Source organism: Romboutsia sp. LXY-2 (assembly GCF_056171995.1).
The window spans coordinates 197,076-216,653 of sequence record NZ_JBKFGI010000011.1 but is presented as its reverse complement, the minus strand read 5'-3'; the positions used below and the strand labels follow the sequence as shown (position 1 = coordinate 216,653).

Here is a 19,578-nt window from a genome sequence, read left to right as displayed (position 1 = left end):
AATATATAGAAAAGATAATATAAGGGAACTATTGATATTACATCATTAGTTTCCGTATATTTGTTAATGGAGGACATAAATTATGAACAACAAAGAATGGTACAAAAATAGCGTAGTATATCAAATATATCCAAAAAGTTTTAAAGATAGTAATAATGATGGTTTTGGAGATATCAAAGGAATAATATCCAAATTAGAGTATATAAAAAACTTAGGAGTAGATGTAATATGGCTTACACCGATATATATCTCTCCTCAAAATGACAATGGATATGATATAGCAGACTACTACAACATAGACCCGTTATTTGGATCAATGGAAGACTTTGAACAGCTACTAAAAGAAGTACACAATCGTGACATGAAACTGATACTAGACATGGTAGTCAACCATACATCGATATATCACGAGTGGTTTAAAGAAGCGTTAAAAGGAGAAGATAACCCATATCATGATTTTTATATATGGAAAAAAGGTAAGAACAACTGTCCACCAAACAACTGGGCATCTAAATTTGGTGGCTCAGCATGGAAATACGTAGAATCATTGGATAAGTACTATCTACATTTATTTGATGTGACACAGGCAGACTTAAACTGGGAAAACCCAGAACTAAGAAAGAAAATATACGAAATGATGAACTTCTGGTTAGAAAAAGGAGTAGATGGATTTAGACTAGACGTAATAAACCTATTATCTAAAAACAAAAACTTCCCAGATGACACATTTGAAAGTCCAATGCATGACGGTAGAAGATTCTACACAGATGGACCCAAAATACACGAGTATCTACACGATATAAACAAAAACGTATTTGGAATGCATCCAGGAACAATGACAGTAGGAGAAATGTCATCTACTACAATAGACCACTGCATCAACTACACAAAACCAGAAAACGAAGAAATAAGTATGACATTTAACTTCCATCATCTTAAAGTGGACTACCCAAACGGAGAAAAATGGGCACTAGCACCAGTTGATTTTGACAAACTAAAGGACATCATATTCGACTGGCAAATAGGAATGGAAGAAGGAAATGGATGGAATGCAGTATTCTGGTGCAACCACGATCAACCTAGAATACTATCTAGATTTGGAGATGATGTAAACTATCCACTAGAAAGCGCAAAAATGCTAGCAACATCAATTCACATGCTAAGGGGAACACCGTATATATTCCAAGGTGAAGAAATAGGAATGACAAACCCATACTTTGAAAGCATAGATGAATATAAAGACATAGAAGCAATAAATGCATACCAGAACTTAATAAATAAAGGATGCACAGAAACAGAAGCACTAGAAATACTAAAAAGTAAATCAAGAGATAACTCTCGTACACCAATGCAGTGGGATGATACGAAAAATGCAGGCTTCACAACAGCAAAACCATGGATTAACCTAGCTAAAAACTACGACACAGTAAATGCAGCATCACAAATAAAGGATGAAGAGTCAGTGTATAACTATTACAAAAAACTTATACAACTACGAAAAGACTATGAAGCAATATCAGACGGAACAATAAGGTCAGTATTAAGAAATCATAAAAAAGTATTAGCATATACGAGAGAGTTAGAAGACACAAAATTACTAGTAGTATGCAACTTCTTCTCAGAAGAAGTAGAAGTAGAATTGGACGAAGTAAACATATCACAGAATAGTAAAATATTAATAAATAACTATAAAAATATAATACCAAACAAAAACATGAAGCTAAGACCGTACGAAACATTTGTAATACAAATATAAAAATATATAGCGTCAAAAGGGGCCTCTTGTTTTTAAGTGAAAATATAATAATCCACATATAGTTTGAATTTTATATTGTTAGAAATATAGACAATCTAAGCGGAAAAATGGTAAGATATAGGAGCATATTTTTTGCGGGCGGGCGAGGGAAAAGAAACAAGAAGGAAAGAGGATGGAACAACAATTAAAAATCAACAATCTTAACAAAGAACAAATCAAAACAGAAGTATTAGCAGGAGTTACTACATTTATTGCAAGCGTATACATAATAATAACGAATGCACTAATACTTTCTGATGCAGGGATAAGCCAAGATGCAGCTATGATTGCCACAATATTTACTTGCGCTATATCTACTGTACTTATGGGAGTCATTTCAAACAAGCCCTTTATACTTGTACCAGGAATGGGGATTAACTCTCTATTTACTTATACAATTGTAAATTCTATGGGGCTATCTTGGCAGGAGGCACTTGGTGCTGTAGTTATAAGTGGAATTATATTTACTATTATAGCTAGTACTAAGCTGACACCTATACTTATGAAATCTATACCAAATAGCTTAAAGCATGCTATTACTGTTGGTGTAGGATTTTTTATTCTATTTATTGGTCTTCAAAAAAGTGGATTAGTAGCAGTTAGTGAAAGTACTATGGTAGGGCTTGGTAGTCTAGGAAACAAAGAAACCTTATTAAGTGTAATTACTTTGGTGATTATTTTGACACTAAGTATTAGAAAGGTAAATGGTGGCTTACTTTTAAGTATTATTATTGGTACTGTAATATCTTTAGTTATGGGTGTTACAAGCTTTAGTAATTTGGATTTTGGAAGTTTTAATATGGGAGCTTTTAAGGAAGTGTTTTTAGCTATGTCTTTTGAAAACGCTATTAGCGTACCTTTTGTTATGGCTGTGTTTTCTATTACTATTGTTATAGTTTTTGAAAATATGGGAATTTTATATGGTCAATTAGGTGCTTTAGATGCTGAAGAAGATTTCCAAAAGAGCTTTAGTGTGGCAGGACTTTCAAACATTATTGCAGGTATATTTGGAACTAGTCCGACTATTGTTGCTGCTGAAAATTATTCTGGAATAAGTGCTGGAGCTAAGGGTAAGATTGCAGCTTTTACTTCTGCGGTGTTATTTTTACTGGCTTTATTTTTTATTCCTGTGCTTAAGTTAATTCCTGATGGGGTTATTAGTGCAGTGCTTATATATATTGGTATTTTAATGATTGAGACTTTCTTTGATTTAGAAAAAGGTGATATTGTTGACACTATTGGTGTTGTAATAATCATTAGTATGATACCTTTTACTTATAATATTGTAAATGGTATTAGCTTTGGATTTATTACTTACACAGTCCTTAAGGTATTAAGCGGTAAGTATAAGGAAGTATCACTTCCTATGTATGTGCTTACAGGGCTCTTTACTTTAAGTTTTGCACTTAATATTGTTATGGGTATTACTCATTAAATATATAGCTATGATAAAGAGCTGACCAAAAAAATGGTAGCTCTTTTTTATATATATAAATAAAGTATTATGCAAAATAAAAATATTATTATGCAACTATTAGTTAAATATATATCAAATATTTAAATATGTTCAAGTTTTAAAAATACATTATATATACTTTTGAAAATGTTTATATAATAGCATGTAATTGTTTAAATTGTATAAATAAGGTTAAAAATCTAAATATTTCGTGAAAACGTTTTTGTATTGTCAATCCTCGATTCTGATGATATTCTGTTAATAAATATACAAATTATAACATTTGTGTCTATTAATGACAAAGGAGTGGGGAGTATGTCGCAAAATAACAGCAACACAAAAAAACTTACGTTAGTTCCATTAATACTAATGATATTCACATCAGTATTTGGGTTCTCTAACATGCCAAGAGCATTCTATTTAATGGGGTATTCAGCAATACCTTGGTACGTATTTAGTGCAATATTTTTCTTTATACCATATGCTTTTATGATGGCAGAGTATGGATCTGCTTTTAAAAAAGAAAAGGGTGGAATGTACTCATGGATGGAAAAGTCAGTAGGTCCTAAATATGCATTTATAGGAACATTCATGTGGTATGCTTCTTATTTAATATGGATGGTAAGTGTATCTTCAAGTATATGGATACCTTTATCAAATGCAATAATGGGGTCAGATGTAACTTCAACATGGTCTTTATTTGGATTAAATTCTGTTAAAACATTAGGTATTTTAGGTGTTATTTGGATAGCTATAGTTACATTTGTATCAACAAAAGGGGTAGATAAGATAAGTAAAATAACTTCAATAGGTGGTACAGCTGTAACATTACTTAATGTAGTATTATTAGGTGGTGGTATTTTAGTAGTTGCTTTAAATGGAGGACTAGCAGAACCGATAACTGATATGGTAACTTCATTTACTGTTTCACCAAGTCCATTATACCAAACACCTGTAGCGGTATTATCTTTCTTAACATTTGCAGTATTTGCATTTGGAGGATTAGAGGTATTAGGTGGTTTAGTTGACCAAACTGAAAATGCTGAAAAGACTTTCCCAAAAGGATTAGCAATCTCAGCAATAGTAATATCATTAGGATATGCATTAGGAATATTTGCTTGTGGTATGTTCACTAACTGGGGTGAAGTACTAGGCGGAGATAATGTAAACATGGCAAATGCGACTTACTTATTAATGAGTAACTTAGGACTTCAAATAGGACAAGGCTTAGGATTAAGTGAAGCAGTATCTTTATCAATGGGTGCTTGGGTAGCTAGATTCGTAGGTTTATCGATGTTCTTAGCTTTAACAGGAGCATTCTTCACATTAACTTACTCACCACTTAAAACATTAATACAAGGTGCACCAAAAGAAGTTTGGCCTGGTAAATTAGGTGAAGTTAAAGATGGTATGCCGATAAATGCTATGAAGGTTCAAGCAACTATAGTTATAGTTATGATTCTTATAGTATCATTTGGTGGAGAAAATGCAGCAGAATTCTTTGCTATATTAACACTTATGACTAACGTAGCAATGACAATACCTTATATGTTCTTATCTGCAGCTTTCCCTGCATTCAAGAAAAAGCAATTAGCTGGTAAGTTAGATAAGCCATTTGTTGTTTATAAGTCTCATGGTTTAGCTGTTATTGTATCAGTAGTTGTAACTGCTGTTATAGGATTTGCAAATTTATTTACAATAATAGAGCCAGTATTATCATCATCTAAAGGACTGTCTAAGACATTAACAATGGTAGGTGGACCGTTAGTGTTCTCTATAGTTGGATTTATCTTATATACAGTTTACGAAAGAAGACATGGTAAGAATGATAATAATCCTAAGGTAGATAAGGCAAGTTAATAAATATAAAAATAATTAAATATATATAAAGCGAGAATAGGTAGTCAAAATTGGCTACCTGTTTTTTATTTCTTAATAAAAGTCAGTATACAAAACATGAATTCAAGAGAAAATAAATAAGAAATACATTTGATAATTTGATAAGGAGTTTCTCATATGGTCTTTTATATATCTGTGGTATTAATAGGATTATTCGTATTATGGGGGCTTGTATCCCCAACATCTTTAGCAAGCACAGCAACACTTGCTTTAGCTTTTACAACAAGTAAATTTGGATGGTTGTTTCTTATAGTAACATTTTTAATCTTAGTGTTCATGATATTTTTAGCTTTTAGTAAATATGGACATTTAAGACTTGGGCATGAAGATGATAGACCAGAGTTTAGTAATATAACTTGGTTTGGAATGTTATTTAGTGCTGGTATGGGGATTGGCCTTGTATTTTGGGGTGTAGCAGAACCTCTTGATCACTATTTGTATCCACCAGCAGGAATAGCGTCATTAACACCAGATGCTGCCAATGCTGCTATAACATTCTCCTTTTTCCACTGGGGTTTTCATGCCTGGGCCATATATTCTTTAGTTGGTCTTACTATAGCTTACTTTAGATTTAGAAAGGACAAAAAGTTACTTATAAGTCAGACCTTATCACCAATTATAGGGCAAAAGATAGATTCCATACAGGCTAGATTTATAGATATACTTGCAATAATCGCAACTGCATTTGGTGTAGCCACATCACTAGGTCTTGGAGCTATGCAGATTAATGGTGGTCTTAACAACTTATTTGGACTAAATATAAATATATTAAGTCAAATAGTAATAATAATAATAGCAACTATATTATTTTTACTATCTTCAGCGACAGGACTTGAAAAAGGTATAAAAATACTTAGTAATATAAATGTTGGTATAGCTATGCTTTTGTTAGTATTTGTATTCTTACTTGGACCAACAGCAAATATACTAGAGATTTTTACTAATAATTTAGGGAACTATCTTCAAAATATTGTATCTATGAGTTTAAGATTAACACCATTTAGAGATTCGACTTGGATTGCTGACTGGACATTATTTTACTGGGCTTGGTGGATAGCTTGGTCACCTTTTGTTGGAGTGTTTATAGCAAGAGTATCTAAAGGAAGAACCATAAGGGAGTTTATAGTGGGAGTATTATTAGTACCATCTCTATTTAGTTTTATATGGTTTGCTGTATTTGGCGGAACTGCCTTAAATTTAGAGATGAATACAAATCTTGCACTACTTGAAGCCTTAAAGGTAGATATGAGTTCAACTCTATTTGTAATGTTAAACAGTCTTCCTTTTGGATATATTTTAAGTATAGTAGCAACTGCTTTAATACTCACTTTTTTTGTATCCTCAGCAGATTCAGCTACATTTGTATTAGGAATGTTTAGTACTAAAGGTTCGATGGAGCCATCAACTAAAGTAAAATTAACTTGGGGAATACTTCAAGCATTAGTTGCAGTAGCACTACTTATTAGTGGAGGTCTGCAAGGGCTTCAGACCATGTCAATCGTTACCGCATTACCTTTTAGTATAATACTATTTCTTATGATGGTGTCTTTTGTAATGGAACTTAGAAAAGAGAAAATACATATTGTTCCAAAGCATCATAAAAAACATTAGTATTAATTTAAGTGATAATTTTTATAATTGAAAGTATTTTAATGGAGATAAGTTTGCATTAGAGTTATAGAAAAGTTAAATTTAGTCAGAGTATAGTTAGATATAGTATAAATACATGACAATATACGTGGTGGTATATTGTCATGGTAAGTTAGCGTATAATCAATCTTAAAATGAAGGTTTGTTCGATAGCATTTTAGCTGAATTATCTATGGTATAATATCATCATACCCAGTAAGCTTAGACATGTCATAATTAGCTAACTTTAGTTTAACTAATTCCACAGGAACCCCTAAATATCCAGCCACATTTTTTTCTGACCAGTACTTATATTCCTCAATAAAACTATCAGAAATAAAATACTCAGCACAAACGCTATTAGCCTCTCTCTCGTATTTACCAATATTAAACAAAGAGCGATTATCTAAAAAATGTATAGTTAGGAGATTTGGAGTATTAAATGGATAATAGAATTATAATTGCTTATTTGGATAAGTAAGTTATAGCTATGTATGATATAATTATTATAATATAACGGCAAGGAGTTGAAGATATGAGTGAATTGATATCAAAAGATAGTATACACAGGTCATCAATAAAGTCAAATATATTAAATAGTATAATAATAACATTTGAATATAAGGGACTAAATGATTTAGAAAATAATATTACTAAAATAATAAAAGGCATAGAGAATGAATTTGACTCTTATGATATTATGGAATTACAAGATACTAATATAGATATTAATGAATTTTTAGATAGGGGAAATGAAAATTTTTATAGGAGTAATTGTTTTATAATAAAAACTGAAGATGAAAATGAAGAATTAATAGTGAATAAATATTTCATACAATACAATATAAGTTGTAATAAGTATAAAAAATTCACACATTATAGAGATATAATAAATACAGTAATCTCAAATCTTGTAGAAATAACTCAGTTTTATAAGCCTCTTAGACTTTCACATAGAAAAATAAACTCATGTATAGTAAAAGATGTAAAGAGATTATATAATTACTTTGAAGAAGAATATTTTTATAGTCCGCATTTCAATAAGCAAATTTTAAATAATGATAAATTAGAAGATTTTATAAGTTGGGAGAGTTCTACAAAGGTTTATAAAGATGATCTTGAATTTGAGTTGATAAGTAGGGCTGGGATAGGTGAATACAAAGATAATTTAGCCGTTAGGGTTATTGCAGATATAAAAGGTAGCGCTGATTCTGAATTATTGATCAATGAGAGCGAGTACACAGATTTACTTGATAAAATAAATGAAAATATATTTAATATATTTAAAAATGTATTAACAACAGAATTTTTAAAATCAATGATAGATGAAAGTTGGAATAAAAATATTGTGGAAGGGGTGAATAGTAATGAGTGATTTTAAAGCTAAATCTATAAGCAAATATGATCGCATCATAGAAAAAAATAAAGCTAAAAGTAATACAATAGAGCCCCGAATGCAGAGTTTTAATCTTAACGAGGTGGTATCATACTCTGTAGGTCGTGTAGTACAGCCAAAATATAGAAAAAGAAATATTAAGGCAAGTATCAAGTTGAATAATGGGTAGAATTCAAAAAAAAATTTTAATTAAGGAAAAACTTTATATAGATATATATTTAGTAGGATATAGTGTAGAGGGCGAAAGTATTATATTTATAATATATACAGATGATGAAGTTGACTACGTTGGTGTTATTGATAGTTATGAAGTTGACGGTAAAAATGTAACTATAGATATACTAGAAAAATTAAATATTCAGAAGTTAGACTTATTATGTTGGACACATCCGGATAAGGATCATTCAATAGGTATAGACAAATTACTTAATTTAGTAGACAAAAATTCTAATATAGTAATACCCTATGGCCTTGATAGGATTAAAGGACAATTAAAAGATAATATATTAGATTGTTATAATAAGATAAATCAAATATCTATGGTAAATCAAAATTACTCTGTGATTGAGGTTATGCAAGATACAAAGATGGATAAGAAAAGGGTATATGAGTATATCAATGTAAAACCAACCGATTATGAATTTGATATTATTGCTCTATCTCCACATTCAACAATAAATAAAAAAAGATCACTTAGTAATGCTAAGAAAATAAAGGTAAATGATTATTCAATAGCTTTTTATATTAAATTAGGTGTATGTAATTTTTTATTCGCTGGAGATATAGAGAATCAGTCTCTTAATAGAATATATTTTGAGGAGATGCCAGAAAGCTATGAGTATGTAAAAATACCACATCATGCATCTAAAACATCAGAAGCAATATTTAATACTATATTCACAAGCAATACAATAAATGAAGTAGCATGTACTACTACAGCTACAGTAGGGGCGACTCGTTTACCTAATGAAGATATTATAAAAAAGTACATGGAATGCACTAATGAAGTATATTGTACAGATAATAATATGAGCTTTATTAATAAGAATGTTAGAGATAAATATAATAATGGAGTAGTATATTGTAGATTTGATATACTTAGTGGTGGAAAAAAGGTGGATACAAAGTTATTTGGAAGTGCAATAAAAATATAAATCTAAATATTATATAAAATAAAACCTATATAGTAGACTAAATAAATATATGTTTAGCTATATAGGTTTTTTATATATGAGATTATTGGTAAATTTTGCTGTAATGTAGCTATATATAGTATAATAGTTTTAGTATTTAATGATTAGGTTTAAAGATAGGGATACTATATAAGGGGTGAGTCAATTTAAATGATATTAAAAGAATTTATAGATGAAATATCTACGGATGTCTTAGTTAATAAAAAAAGGGTGACTTTATTTATAGGATCAGGTTTTTCTAGATGGTTTGGTTATCCGCTGTGGAATGGTTTATTAAAAAGCTACTGTAATAGCTTAATGTTGAAATATCCTAAAAAGTCAGAATTTATCTTAGGTATAAGAGATCATACAAAGGCAGGCGTTGGTAACGAACCAGAAGCATTTAAGAGCCTAATAAAAGACTTGGAACTAGATGCTTTAGACGTAAAAAAATTCATAAAATACAAATTTGAAGATATTAAAAATATTAATAAGGATATTAAGTTAAAGGATACAAACATAGATCTTATAAAATATAATAAGTTGTATAAATTATCCGAATATTGCAAGATAATAACAACAAATTATGATACTCTTATAGAAGATATTTTTAAAGAAAAATATAATATTAAAACAAACGTATATTATTCAGATGACATTATGTTAAATAGAGATTTTTTTAATAGTGGAAGCAAAACTGGTTTATTAAAAATGCATGGTTGTGTGAATCGAGAAGATCTTATGATAGTGTTAGAGGACGATTACACAGAAATACGATTTGATGATAAATTTAAGATCTTGAGACAATCACTAAAAAATGATTTTTCGAGTAATATAACAATATTTTTAGGATATAGCATAACTGATGAAAATATAAGGGAACTTTTGATAGAGAATAAAGAGATATTTGGTGATGATAAAGAGAAGAGTTATGTCTTTAATACTAAAACATTAGAAGAATTAAAATACATTATGGATAATCCTGAAAAATTAGAGAGTATATATAAAGATATAGGGGTAGAAGAAATAGTTATAAATGATCATGATGAACTTATAACAGTATTAGACACTTTAAGTAATTTATATAATATTACTAATAGTAATAAAATAGAAAACAACAATAACACTGTATGTGAAAAAGATGAAAGTGTAGATGTAGAAAAGGTTGGACTTGTAATTTACTGCTATAACAATAAGTTATATAATCAGGCGCGAATTTTAGCTGAAGAAATATTGGAATATGCGGGCAATATTACTAATAAATATATGAAAAGTACTGTGTATATGTATATCGGAGCTATATTAGCTATTACTTATCAAATGTCGACAGATCAGGATCTAAAAAATAAAGGTAATATAATAATACGTAGTTTATGTGAATTTAATAGTAACAATGATTTTATATTAGAATTGATCGGTAATTTATATCTATGTACATCTGCAGTTATAAAATATGATAGTACTATTTATAATACCTTTGGAGTAGAATCAAGACATGATATTAATGCTATTAATGAAGGATTAAAGTATTTGGAGCAAGTAAAATCCAAAAGTGATGAGATAAATTTTAATATAATGAGAGCTTATTGTATCAAAGGGGATTTATCAAAAGCAAATAAATTTAGTAAACAAATAAAAAATACTTCGAAATATTATATAGAAAAAGACTTAATACTTGGTCACTGTTATTTCCAAAAATATCGTAGTGTGTATACTTTAGATGGAAAAAATAAAAAATTAAGCAATCAGTATATTAGTACATGCATAAAATATTATAGTAGGTACTTGGATAATATAGAGCTAGAAAAATACGATAGACTTAGTATTGCAGACATTTTTTCAAAACTTATAGAGTGTAATATTAAAATCAATAATTATATTGAGGCAAGAAAGTACTGTAATATATTAATTGACTTCAATCCTCAAGACAGATCTATATATAAAAGCATAATACTAATATCTGCTAAAGAGGGAAAATATGAAGAAGCTATAGAGGCCTGTAATTATGAACTTAATCATTTGAAAAATGAGGATATACAAAAACATAGGATTAATTATATTAAAGCTCAATGCATTTTTGCCAAAGCTAAGTATAAACATGAAGTAGAAGAAAGTATTCAAATATGTAAATATATACAGTCTAGATTTAGGTATTTTGATGTGGCTGTAAGTATGTCTAATATGTATAAAAGCATAGGGTACTTGGAAGAAATGAGAAATGCTTGTATAGATGCATATAAAATATATCCACTGAATAAAAATATTTATAATGCTACGAAAGAGTATATGTTGGGTCACTTTGCAGGAGAAGAAGGAAATTATACTCTTGAAAAATCTTTTGATGGTATTATGTGGATGGAAAAATATAAGTCAGATTTTCTAAAAAGTAATAATAGTAAGAAAGAGATTGACTATATACTAGAAGGGGACAAATTATATACAAAAGTGAGTTCAAGTATAGGCAATAAGACAATTGAGGAAGAGATAAATATTGATGATTTAATTATGTCTTTAGGACATCAATTATCAGAGGATGATATACAAATATATACTCATATAATAGGAGACTATAATAATTGTAAGTACAATATGGTCTTGATGAAAATAAATGAAAATGGAATTGACGTAAATAATTTTATAATTAAATTTATTTACGCTAATTCTTTAGTTCACGAGAAAAATTATGAAAAGGGACTAAAAATATATAAAGAAATTAGTAAAAATTATATGCACCTATTTAAAAATGATAAAAAGAAAGTTATTTATTTGTATCAAGGTCATTGTTATCTTGAGTTAGGCAGATATATAGAAGCAAATAATTCATATTTTGAGTCATATAATTTGGATAAAGAGTTTTCAAGTGCTATATTTGGTATAGCTGTATCCAAATTACAACTTTTTAAAACTATGGTGGAACCTGGTAGAATTAAACAACTTCAAATGAGTAAAGATTTATTTCAAGAGTATTTAAGTATTGAAAATTATAATCCTACTGTATATATTTATTTGAGAGATATATGTTATATGCTAGGGGATTTAGATGGAAGTATATCTGCTGCAATAAGGTCTCAAATGTTTAACATTAACAATAATCAATTATTAAAAAGTTATATTATGATCATTTCAGGATATTTATTTAAGGAAGATAAAGAAAAAATACAATACTATGTAGATCTTGCTGAAAGATTAATATCAAATTATGGATATGATAACTTTGATTCTAAAATAAAATCAGATTATTATTGTATAAAGGGAGTATATTATAAAGGTAGTAACAGTGAATTATGCATAGACTCATTTAGATTAGCTTATGCATTAAATCCTGACGATTTTAATAAAAATAATTTAGATAATGAATTAAATGGGTGCAATCATATTGAAATAAAATATAAGGGACACCGCATTATATGTAATTAGAAATATTATGCATATATAATTAAGAAAAATAATATTAGCTATTTCAAAACGTTATTTTATTGTTATATATAAAAAATGGTTATACTTATTAATGTAAAATTTATTTATTAAACATAGTATTTATAAAATATATTTGTTAAGTTGAAAATAATATTTACATATTATTAAAAAGACATGAAATACATAGTAGATATATTATTAATAGTTATCATAAACAGTTTGTTTATGATAACTATTATATTGTTAAATTAAGTTAGCGTATAATCAATTTTAAAACACACCAGTTGGAGGCTGATATTTTTGAAGTAAATACAAGAATGTTTCCTCTTAGAACATCCTTTTCACATCTTACACCTACAACTTCATTTAACATACTAAGTCTCATTTGTGATCCATTATTAAGGTAGAGTATTATATAATTATCTTCAATATGAATTTTTTTGATATCTTCCATATCAATGTAAGTAGCTTGTTTATTATGATGAAGATGACATTTTATACTTGAAATACTTTGACCTAATGAATTTTTTTTCTTATATAGTAGTTTTTTTATATCTTTTGAATAGTTAACTTTTGTAATACTATCGTAATCAAAATATTCTTTATCCTGGATACTAGCAAATAAACTTAGTGGTATTGCATACATTCCCATTCTTTTAAACATTTTAGTTTCTTCAAACTCTTTTAAAATACCGTAGAATTTTTTATCATAATATCGAATTTCCATAGATTGGCCAGGTACACCGGTCCTATTTCCTATATTAAGTGTTGCCTCTGATTTTTCTAATATGTTTTTTAGTAATTCTTTATCTCCCATAATATCCCCCTTTATACTAGAACGTTTGTTCTTTTGAATAGAATATCATAAATTTAATGAGTTGTCTATATCAAAAAAGAATACTTGTTCGATAGGGATTTTAAAAAACTACCTATGGGATAATATCATCATACCCAGTAAGCTTAGACATGTCATAATTAGCTAACTTTAGTTTAACTAATTCCACAGGAACACCTAAATATCCAGCCACATTTTTTTCTGACCAGTACTTATATTCCTCAATAAAACTATCAGAAATAAAATACTCAGCACAAAGGCTATTAGCTTGTCTCTCATATTTACCAACATTAAACAAAGAGCGATTATCTAAAAAGTGAACATTAAGATCTGAATGAAGATTAGCATGTGCAAACTCATGGCACAGTACTACCTTTTGCTCATTCATATCCATATCATTGTTATAGTATATGTATTTTTGATTATCTTTCTTTGTATACATCCCTTTAAAAGTATTATGCAGATCGCCAGTAAGTTCTTTATCAAGGTGTACACCACATAGCACAGTACCAGATCCAATAATAATATCATCTATTTTATCTGTTCCATGAACTGATTTCCATCTTCTCACTAGTTCTTTAATTTTATAATTCCCCATTACATGTACCCCTTAATTTATTATTTTTTTATATCAATTACAGCAGCACCGACTTTGATTGCTGTAAGTAGTCTATTAATATCTTCTTTAGCTATTGGCTCTCCATAATAGAGAAGACCTTCTTGTGATAAGCTTTCGTTAGTATTTTCTAATATTTTAGTTACTTCTTTTTCCTTAAGGTGAGATGGGATTTTTTTAAATGATCCCATGTTATCATTTACTCCCATAAGAAAATCAAAAGAAACATCAAGTACTTCTGCCAGTGAAAAAAGGTTAGAGGCTTTTGGCTCTCTTTCGTTTTTTTCATATCTAGATAAAGTGCTTTCTTTAAGCCCTGATAACTTACATAATTCTTTCTGATTTATTCCCATTCTATTTCTAGCCTGTGTAATTCTGCTTCCGATTGAATCCATAACTTTATCACTCCCTTTTAATCATATTATAGTAACATTTGTTGGAATAAGTAAATGTAAAGTTGAAATTTTGGGACTAAAAGTATGAATATTGATACTTTCTCAAATATAAATTGACAACATATGTTTGGTAGACTACAGTTATATTACATAATTGCAATTAGGGAGGACGTATATGAAAAATATTCATCTAAAGCAGCTAAGGTTAGAGAAAGGACTTAATCAAGATGCTATGGCTAGAGAAATTGGAATGGCTAGAAGCACTTATATCTCAAAGGAAAACGGTAGATGTGATTTCACTGTAGGGGAGATAAAGTGTATTGCATTAAGGTTTGGGTTAGATATAAAAGATGTAAATAGGATTTTTTTCAGTGATATAATCCCATAATGGCAATAACCAAAATGGGACTTAAAATTTAATGTACAGGGGGATGAACAAAATGTCATTTGGATTTTATAAAACAGATAGACATGTTTTAGAATTTGACTGTAAAAATGAGATACATAAGATTGTATTTAATCATTATATTATGAGGAAGGTGAATTATCATAGGATGAAAGGTGATTTGCCAGAAGGTCAATTCAAGATTACAGCTAGAAATACTAGTGCGGATCTTAATCTTTCTAGAACTACGGCATCTAGGCTTATTGAAGAATTTGAAGATAAAAATATTATTGTAGCTATTAAGAAATCTTCTGCTGGAAGATCTCCGTCAATTTATGATTATAGGATTATGTCAGAAAACAAAGTTATGCAAAAAAAAGAGCCATTTGTTGGGACGGTATGTGGGACGGTAGATGGGCAATTAGAAATTAGTGATTTCAAGGAGTTGAGCCTATTCGATATACCACAAGATGGGACGGTAGATGAGACGGTAAGTGGGACATCTAAAATAGAGAATATAAATAGAGAATTAAATAAGAATAATATATATTGTCGAGTTGTTGAATACCTAAACAAAAAAACGGGCAAAAGATTTAAAAGCTCATCAAATAAAACAATGTCTATGATTACAGCTAGACTAAATGACGATTTTGTAGAAGAGGACTTTTACAAGGTTATCGATATTAAGTGTGATGAGTGGAAAGACACAGCAATGGAAATATATCTAAGACCTGAGACCTTATTTAGCAACAAGTTTGAGGGTTACCTAAACCAAATTGGAAATACAAACTTAAGAGAAGATGATAAGGCTGAGTCTTACAAAATAGATTTCAAATATTAATAAAAATAGGGGGGAGGTAATATAAAAATGCTAAGTGCAACAGAGATAGAGCGCTCAATATTAGGTTGTATCATGAATGAAAAATCTTTAGTTTGTAAGTTAGAAGAGCTACAAGAGGAGATGTTTTCTGGTGAAGACAACAAGTATATTTTTAATATTATGATGTATCTCTACAAGAATGACTCAGCATTAGATTTGGCAGGAATAATGAGCGTGGTAAAATCTAGAAAAAATATTGGCGAGGAATCCTGTAGAAAAATATTAGTGTTACTTACTGAAATGACAGCAGTTTATAACAGTGTTTATATAGATGAGCACATAAGTACTTTAAAGGAATTTTATAGAAAAAATAGTCTTGCAAAACTTGCAAACTCAGTACTTTTTAATATTGGCAATGGAAAAGATGTAGCAACTACACTAAGCATATTTGACAAAGGTGCTAAAAAGATCATGGAAGATGAAAGTGTTGAAAATGATGATATTTTCCATATTGCAAACGACATGTTGGATTTGTTAGAGAGTGATAGAGAAAAAGGCTTTAAGTTTGGAATTCCATTATTAGATGATGTAATAGGCGGGTTATATGAATGTGAGCTTATTACTATAGCGGGTAGAAGTGGATCTGGTAAGTCAGCACTTGCCCAACAAATTATGCTAAATGTAGTAGCTCAAGGAAAGAAGGTTTTGTTTGTTAGTAGGGAGATGAGTGCACTTCAGGTGCTAATGAGAAATATTACGAAGAAAACGGGGATAAGTAGTAAGAAGATGAAGTATAAAGACCTAGAAGTTGAAGACTGGGAAAATATTGTTGATTATATAAATGATGTTACCAAGGATAAGCTTATATATATTAATGACAGTATTTCTACTGTTGGTGGAATAAGAAATAGGATAAGACAGATTAAGCCTGATTTGGTTATTGTGGATTATGTCCAGCTTTTGAATCCTGAGGAAAGGTTACAAAGTAGGGAAAGAGAGGTGGCTACTTTGTCTAGGGAGCTTAAGAATATTACTTTGGATTTTGAGATTCCTGTTATTCAGTTAAGTCAGCTAAATGATGAGATGAAGGATTATAGACCTAGTGGAGAAAGACCTATGCGTGATAGCAAGGCGATTTTCCATGACTCAAATTCTGTGGTTTATGTTCATGAGCCTGTGGGCAATGATTTTGAAAAGGCTGTTGAAGCTTGTGAGCTTGATAGGTATAGGGTGAAGCAGATGAAGAAGGAGGGGATTAAGCTTATGGATTTGATTGTTGCTAAGTGTAGGGATGGGGAAACTACCTTTAGGAACTACTGGTTCAACGGCCCTCGCCTCCACTTCGAAGAGATATTGGTGTAGTGGGTTCGACACCCTGCGCTGGGTTTGTCCTTACTACCCCGGAGGGGCATATGGCGAGAAAAGAGTAAAAAGATAAAATGAAAGAAACAAAAAGTAAAAAGAAAGTAAGTAAGAAAAGAATAAAATGACAGAATAACAGAATGATAAAAGTGTATTTAGAATCTAGACGGTAGCCTATAACATAGTGTAGCAATATTTATATAGAAAAAATATTGCGAACTTTGGTTAGGTGGATAGGTTTATTCTTATGTATTAATCTTATAATATAAATATTTTTTAGGAGGATTGGTTATGAGAGTAGAGATTTGTGATTTACCGGATAATTTACATAGTTTGTTTGAGATTGTTGGTGAGAATGGGATTATTGAGATTTGTAGGCTTTATGGTGGGGATGTGCTTTATTTACCTACTTATAAGAGTATTGTTAGGGCTAGTAGAAATAGGGAGATTAATAAAAGATTTAATGGTGTGAATGCATCTCAGTTGGCTAGAGAATATGGTGTTACTAGTAATCATATAAGACGAATAGTGAATTAGGATAAGGCTAAGAACTTTTTAAGGTTCTTAGCTTTATTTTTTATGATAAATTAATTAGTAAAAAAACTCTTCCAAGTCATATCTCCAACAATTCCATCAGAAGTTAATTTTTTATTTGATTGCCATGTTTTTACTAGTTTAAGGGTGTTGTCATCAAAAGTTCCAGTGATTTTTCCTCCAACCTTATACTGAATATATCTCACCGCAATACCTGTAGAACCTTTTTTACACAAAGGTTTATTTAGAATTTCCAAAATAGCTGAATTAGTTTTAGGTCCTAATATTCCATCTGGTTTCAGACCAACGGTTTGTTGGAATACTTTAACATCTTTGATTCCAATTTTTAATAACTGTTTTAGATCTTGAGATTTAGGAGCGTCTGATTGACTGTTATTGAAGTTTTGTGGAGGAGAAGGAGATTTTCCTCTTTGTAAATCACTTATACTTAGTCCTCCAGACCATTGAAAATGAGGTGTATCCTTGAAAGATGTCCAGCTTCCACCCCACTCTAATCCAACTGACTGTCCAATTTTACCCATCTTATTAAATAGGGCTTCATTATCCCAATCGATATCACCATTGACTATAGGGGCTGCGTCAAAAGCGAGACGATAGTTATGATAAGACTGTCCGCCTCTTGCATTAGTTACTATTTTACCTGGCTTTGTTCTACCTTGTGCGTATAGGTCATTTTGTTCAGCGATAGTTCTATAAGTAAAATATATTTTAACAGGGAAGTTTTGCTTATTACATTCTTCTAAAAATCTATTTGCTAGATACTTTACATATGGATTTAAATCATTTAAACTACTACTCATTTAAGTTACCTCCATAAAAATATACTTCGTTATAATATATGGAAATTGGTGAAATAGGTGATAGAATCGATGAATATAAAGAAAAAAGTCATATAAATACTTTAAATACAATGTGAGTTATGAGGCAATTGGAACAATAAAGCCACCAGCTTATATATGTGAAAATTGAAGTGAAAAAATAATATATGCTATAATTAAATAAATAATAAGAAATATGGAGTGTAAAATGAGGAGATTAAGAGATGTATTTTATATCAATGCATTCCCAGAAAATAATGAGTTAGTATATTATGGAATGCAGTTAAATGAATTTATTAAATCTGCTCCTGTGGAGATTAATAAATTATTAATTATTGAAGGGGAATATTTTGGCAGAGGTTTTAGTTCAAAAAGTAAATTGCAAGCAGTTGATAAAGATGAAATGGACGATTTCTTAGGCGAAGATATATATGGCTATGGCGATTTTGCATGGGTAGATTTTGATGAAAGAGATAATGTAGAAAATCTTGAACCCACTGAACTTGCAGAATTGCTATATCTTGGACATATGTTTGAACCAGTTAAAAGTCCTTTTTTTGATAAAATTCAAAATAGATATGCTTATCTAGCACATGATGATGGATGGTTCTGTAAGTTATATTGTAGAGAATATTTAGATTTTCAAGAGATAATAGCTAATAAAATAGTTGATACAGTATCAACCTCAAAGAGAAGAAAGATATATCCTTTTTCTGAAGAAGTAAAAGAAGAATTGCTAAATCTTGCTAAGGATGGGTTATTAATTGATTTTAATAATTTTCTTAAACTGGAGAAATCAATTGAAGTTCCAATTTATTGCATAGGTAAATTTCTTAATATGGATGAAATGTATAATAATTTACAACGTCATATTAGTCAGGCGAAATATTCAGCTTACCTAGTTCATAAAAATAAAAAGTGGGTTATTGATTATATTTCTGAGAAGTAGGCTTATTCTATTAATACAGTATAGCTAATTCCTACTTTTAGTGTTCAAAAAATAAACTTGATGCTTTTGAACAGAATAA

General features: G+C 29.6%; 18 protein-coding genes. 13 read left to right on the top strand and 5 right to left on the bottom strand.

Annotated features, from left to right (window positions below; genetic code table 11):
* The first annotated feature begins 82 nt into the window (after window positions 1–82).
* The 4 genes from treC to ACI48P_RS17030 all read left to right on the top strand — a co-directional run bounded on the left by treC (window position 83) and on the right by ACI48P_RS17030 (window position 6,761).
* Window positions 83–1,756, top strand: coding sequence for an alpha,alpha-phosphotrehalase (treC, locus tag ACI48P_RS17045; protein ID WP_475217946.1), 1,674 nt, complete (start codon window positions 83–85; stop codon window positions 1,754–1,756).
* A gap of 172 nt (window positions 1,757–1,928) precedes the next feature.
* Window positions 1,929–3,230, top strand: a complete 1,302-nt coding sequence (locus ACI48P_RS17040; protein ID WP_475217944.1) for an NCS2 family permease — start codon at window positions 1,929–1,931, stop codon at window positions 3,228–3,230.
* 336 nt (window positions 3,231–3,566) lie between these two features.
* On the top strand, window positions 3,567–5,111 hold the full coding sequence (yjeM, locus tag ACI48P_RS17035; protein WP_475217943.1) for a glutamate/gamma-aminobutyrate family transporter YjeM: 1,545 nt from the start codon (window positions 3,567–3,569) through the stop codon (window positions 5,109–5,111).
* 156 nt (window positions 5,112–5,267) lie between these two features.
* The gene (locus tag ACI48P_RS17030) at window positions 5,268–6,761 is read left to right on the top strand and encodes a glycine betaine uptake BCCT transporter (RefSeq protein ID WP_475217941.1); all 1,494 of its coding nucleotides are present in this window, start codon (window positions 5,268–5,270) and stop codon (window positions 6,759–6,761) included.
* Window positions 6,762–6,970: 209 nt separating this feature from the next.
* On the opposite strand, the gene ACI48P_RS17025 is transcribed toward ACI48P_RS17030, so the two are convergent.
* Window positions 6,971–7,174, bottom strand: coding sequence for a hypothetical protein (locus ACI48P_RS17025; protein ID WP_475217939.1), 204 nt, complete (start codon window positions 7,172–7,174; stop codon window positions 6,971–6,973).
* A gap of 140 nt (window positions 7,175–7,314) precedes the next feature.
* Between ACI48P_RS17025 and ACI48P_RS17020 the strand changes: the two genes are divergently transcribed.
* The 4 genes from ACI48P_RS17020 to ACI48P_RS17005 all read left to right on the top strand — a co-directional run bounded on the left by ACI48P_RS17020 (window position 7,315) and on the right by ACI48P_RS17005 (window position 12,764).
* Window positions 7,315–8,154: a TIGR04255 family protein gene (locus ACI48P_RS17020; protein ID WP_475217937.1), complete on the top strand. Its 840-nt coding sequence runs from the start codon at window positions 7,315–7,317 to the stop codon at window positions 8,152–8,154.
* Complete coding sequence (locus tag ACI48P_RS17015) at window positions 8,147–8,344, top strand: hypothetical protein (protein ID WP_475217935.1); 198 nt, start codon at window positions 8,147–8,149, stop codon at window positions 8,342–8,344. Before ACI48P_RS17020 ends, ACI48P_RS17015 begins: the two co-directional genes overlap by 8 nt.
* On the top strand, window positions 8,337–9,329 hold the full coding sequence (locus ACI48P_RS17010) for a ComEC/Rec2 family competence protein (protein WP_475217934.1): 993 nt from the start codon (window positions 8,337–8,339) through the stop codon (window positions 9,327–9,329). Before ACI48P_RS17015 ends, ACI48P_RS17010 begins: the two co-directional genes overlap by 8 nt.
* A gap of 189 nt (window positions 9,330–9,518) precedes the next feature.
* A complete protein-coding gene (locus tag ACI48P_RS17005; RefSeq protein ID WP_475217933.1) occupies window positions 9,519–12,764 on the top strand; it encodes an SIR2 family protein in 3,246 nt (1,081 codons plus the stop codon).
* Window positions 12,765–13,017: 253 nt separating this feature from the next.
* Here ACI48P_RS17005 and ACI48P_RS17000 read toward each other — a convergent pair whose 3' ends face one another.
* From ACI48P_RS17000 to ACI48P_RS16990, 3 genes are all read right to left on the bottom strand, one after another.
* Complete coding sequence (locus ACI48P_RS17000) at window positions 13,018–13,581, bottom strand: hypothetical protein (protein WP_475217931.1); 564 nt, start codon at window positions 13,579–13,581, stop codon at window positions 13,018–13,020.
* Window positions 13,582–13,693: 112 nt separating this feature from the next.
* A complete protein-coding gene (locus ACI48P_RS16995) occupies window positions 13,694–14,197 on the bottom strand; it encodes an ImmA/IrrE family metallo-endopeptidase (protein ID WP_475217930.1) in 504 nt (167 codons plus the stop codon).
* Window positions 14,198–14,217: 20 nt separating this feature from the next.
* On the bottom strand, window positions 14,218–14,610 hold the full coding sequence (locus tag ACI48P_RS16990; protein ID WP_475217928.1) for a helix-turn-helix domain-containing protein: 393 nt from the start codon (window positions 14,608–14,610) through the stop codon (window positions 14,218–14,220).
* Window positions 14,611–14,785: 175 nt separating this feature from the next.
* Here ACI48P_RS16990 and ACI48P_RS16985 point away from each other — a divergent pair, with 175 nt between their 5' ends.
* From ACI48P_RS16985 to ACI48P_RS16970, 4 genes are all read left to right on the top strand, one after another.
* Complete coding sequence (locus ACI48P_RS16985; RefSeq protein WP_475217926.1) at window positions 14,786–14,998, top strand: helix-turn-helix transcriptional regulator; 213 nt, start codon at window positions 14,786–14,788, stop codon at window positions 14,996–14,998.
* A gap of 43 nt (window positions 14,999–15,041) precedes the next feature.
* Window positions 15,042–15,836: a conserved phage C-terminal domain-containing protein gene (locus ACI48P_RS16980; RefSeq protein ID WP_475217924.1), complete on the top strand. Its 795-nt coding sequence runs from the start codon at window positions 15,042–15,044 to the stop codon at window positions 15,834–15,836.
* 27 nt (window positions 15,837–15,863) lie between these two features.
* Window positions 15,864–17,177: a replicative DNA helicase gene (locus ACI48P_RS16975; RefSeq protein WP_475217922.1), complete on the top strand. Its 1,314-nt coding sequence runs from the start codon at window positions 15,864–15,866 to the stop codon at window positions 17,175–17,177.
* A gap of 291 nt (window positions 17,178–17,468) precedes the next feature.
* Window positions 17,469–17,714: a Mor transcription activator family protein gene (locus ACI48P_RS16970; protein WP_475217921.1), complete on the top strand. Its 246-nt coding sequence runs from the start codon at window positions 17,469–17,471 to the stop codon at window positions 17,712–17,714.
* A 50-nt stretch (window positions 17,715–17,764) separates the two neighbouring features.
* On the opposite strand, the gene ACI48P_RS16965 is transcribed toward ACI48P_RS16970, so the two are convergent.
* Entirely contained in the window at window positions 17,765–18,532 is a 768-nt protein-coding gene (locus tag ACI48P_RS16965; protein ID WP_475217919.1) for a M15 family metallopeptidase, read from the bottom strand.
* Between the two features lie 226 nt (window positions 18,533–18,758).
* On the opposite strand from ACI48P_RS16965, the gene ACI48P_RS16960 reads away from it, so the two are divergent.
* Window positions 18,759–19,499 carry a hypothetical protein gene (locus tag ACI48P_RS16960; RefSeq protein WP_475217917.1) on the top strand — a complete coding sequence of 247 codons (741 nt, stop codon included), beginning with the start codon at window positions 18,759–18,761 and terminating at the stop codon, window positions 19,497–19,499.
* Window positions 19,500–19,578 lie beyond the last annotated feature (79 nt).

Excerpts from the sequence above, each read along its gene's own strand:
- ACI48P_RS17005 (WP_475217933.1), top strand. The coding sequence starts at position 9,519 with ATGATATTAAAAGAATTTATAGATGAAATATCTACGGATGTCTTAGTT.
- ACI48P_RS16975 (WP_475217922.1), top strand. The coding sequence starts at position 15,864 with ATGCTAAGTGCAACAGAGATAGAGCGCTCAATATTAGGTTGTATCATG.
- yjeM (WP_475217943.1), top strand. The coding sequence starts at position 3,567 with ATGTCGCAAAATAACAGCAACACAAAAAAACTTACGTTAGTTCCATTA.
- ACI48P_RS17040 (WP_475217944.1), top strand. The coding sequence starts at position 1,929 with ATGGAACAACAATTAAAAATCAACAATCTTAACAAAGAACAAATCAAA.
- ACI48P_RS17030 (WP_475217941.1), top strand. The coding sequence starts at position 5,268 with ATGGTCTTTTATATATCTGTGGTATTAATAGGATTATTCGTATTATGG.
- ACI48P_RS17015 (WP_475217935.1), top strand. The coding sequence starts at position 8,147 with ATGAGTGATTTTAAAGCTAAATCTATAAGCAAATATGATCGCATCATA.
- ACI48P_RS17010 (WP_475217934.1), top strand. The coding sequence starts at position 8,337 with ATGGGTAGAATTCAAAAAAAAATTTTAATTAAGGAAAAACTTTATATA.
- ACI48P_RS17000 (WP_475217931.1), bottom strand. The coding sequence starts at position 13,581 with ATGGGAGATAAAGAATTACTAAAAAACATATTAGAAAAATCAGAGGCA.
- ACI48P_RS17020 (WP_475217937.1), top strand. The coding sequence starts at position 7,315 with ATGAGTGAATTGATATCAAAAGATAGTATACACAGGTCATCAATAAAG.
- ACI48P_RS16995 (WP_475217930.1), bottom strand. The coding sequence starts at position 14,197 with ATGGGGAATTATAAAATTAAAGAACTAGTGAGAAGATGGAAATCAGTT.
- ACI48P_RS16990 (WP_475217928.1), bottom strand. The coding sequence starts at position 14,610 with ATGGATTCAATCGGAAGCAGAATTACACAGGCTAGAAATAGAATGGGA.
- ACI48P_RS16985 (WP_475217926.1), top strand. The coding sequence starts at position 14,786 with ATGAAAAATATTCATCTAAAGCAGCTAAGGTTAGAGAAAGGACTTAAT.
- ACI48P_RS16980 (WP_475217924.1), top strand. The coding sequence starts at position 15,042 with ATGAACAAAATGTCATTTGGATTTTATAAAACAGATAGACATGTTTTA.
- ACI48P_RS16965 (WP_475217919.1), bottom strand. The coding sequence starts at position 18,532 with ATGAGTAGTAGTTTAAATGATTTAAATCCATATGTAAAGTATCTAGCA.
- ACI48P_RS16970 (WP_475217921.1), top strand. The coding sequence starts at position 17,469 with ATGAGAGTAGAGATTTGTGATTTACCGGATAATTTACATAGTTTGTTT.
- ACI48P_RS16960 (WP_475217917.1), top strand. The coding sequence starts at position 18,759 with ATGAGGAGATTAAGAGATGTATTTTATATCAATGCATTCCCAGAAAAT.
- treC (WP_475217946.1), top strand. The coding sequence starts at position 83 with ATGAACAACAAAGAATGGTACAAAAATAGCGTAGTATATCAAATATAT.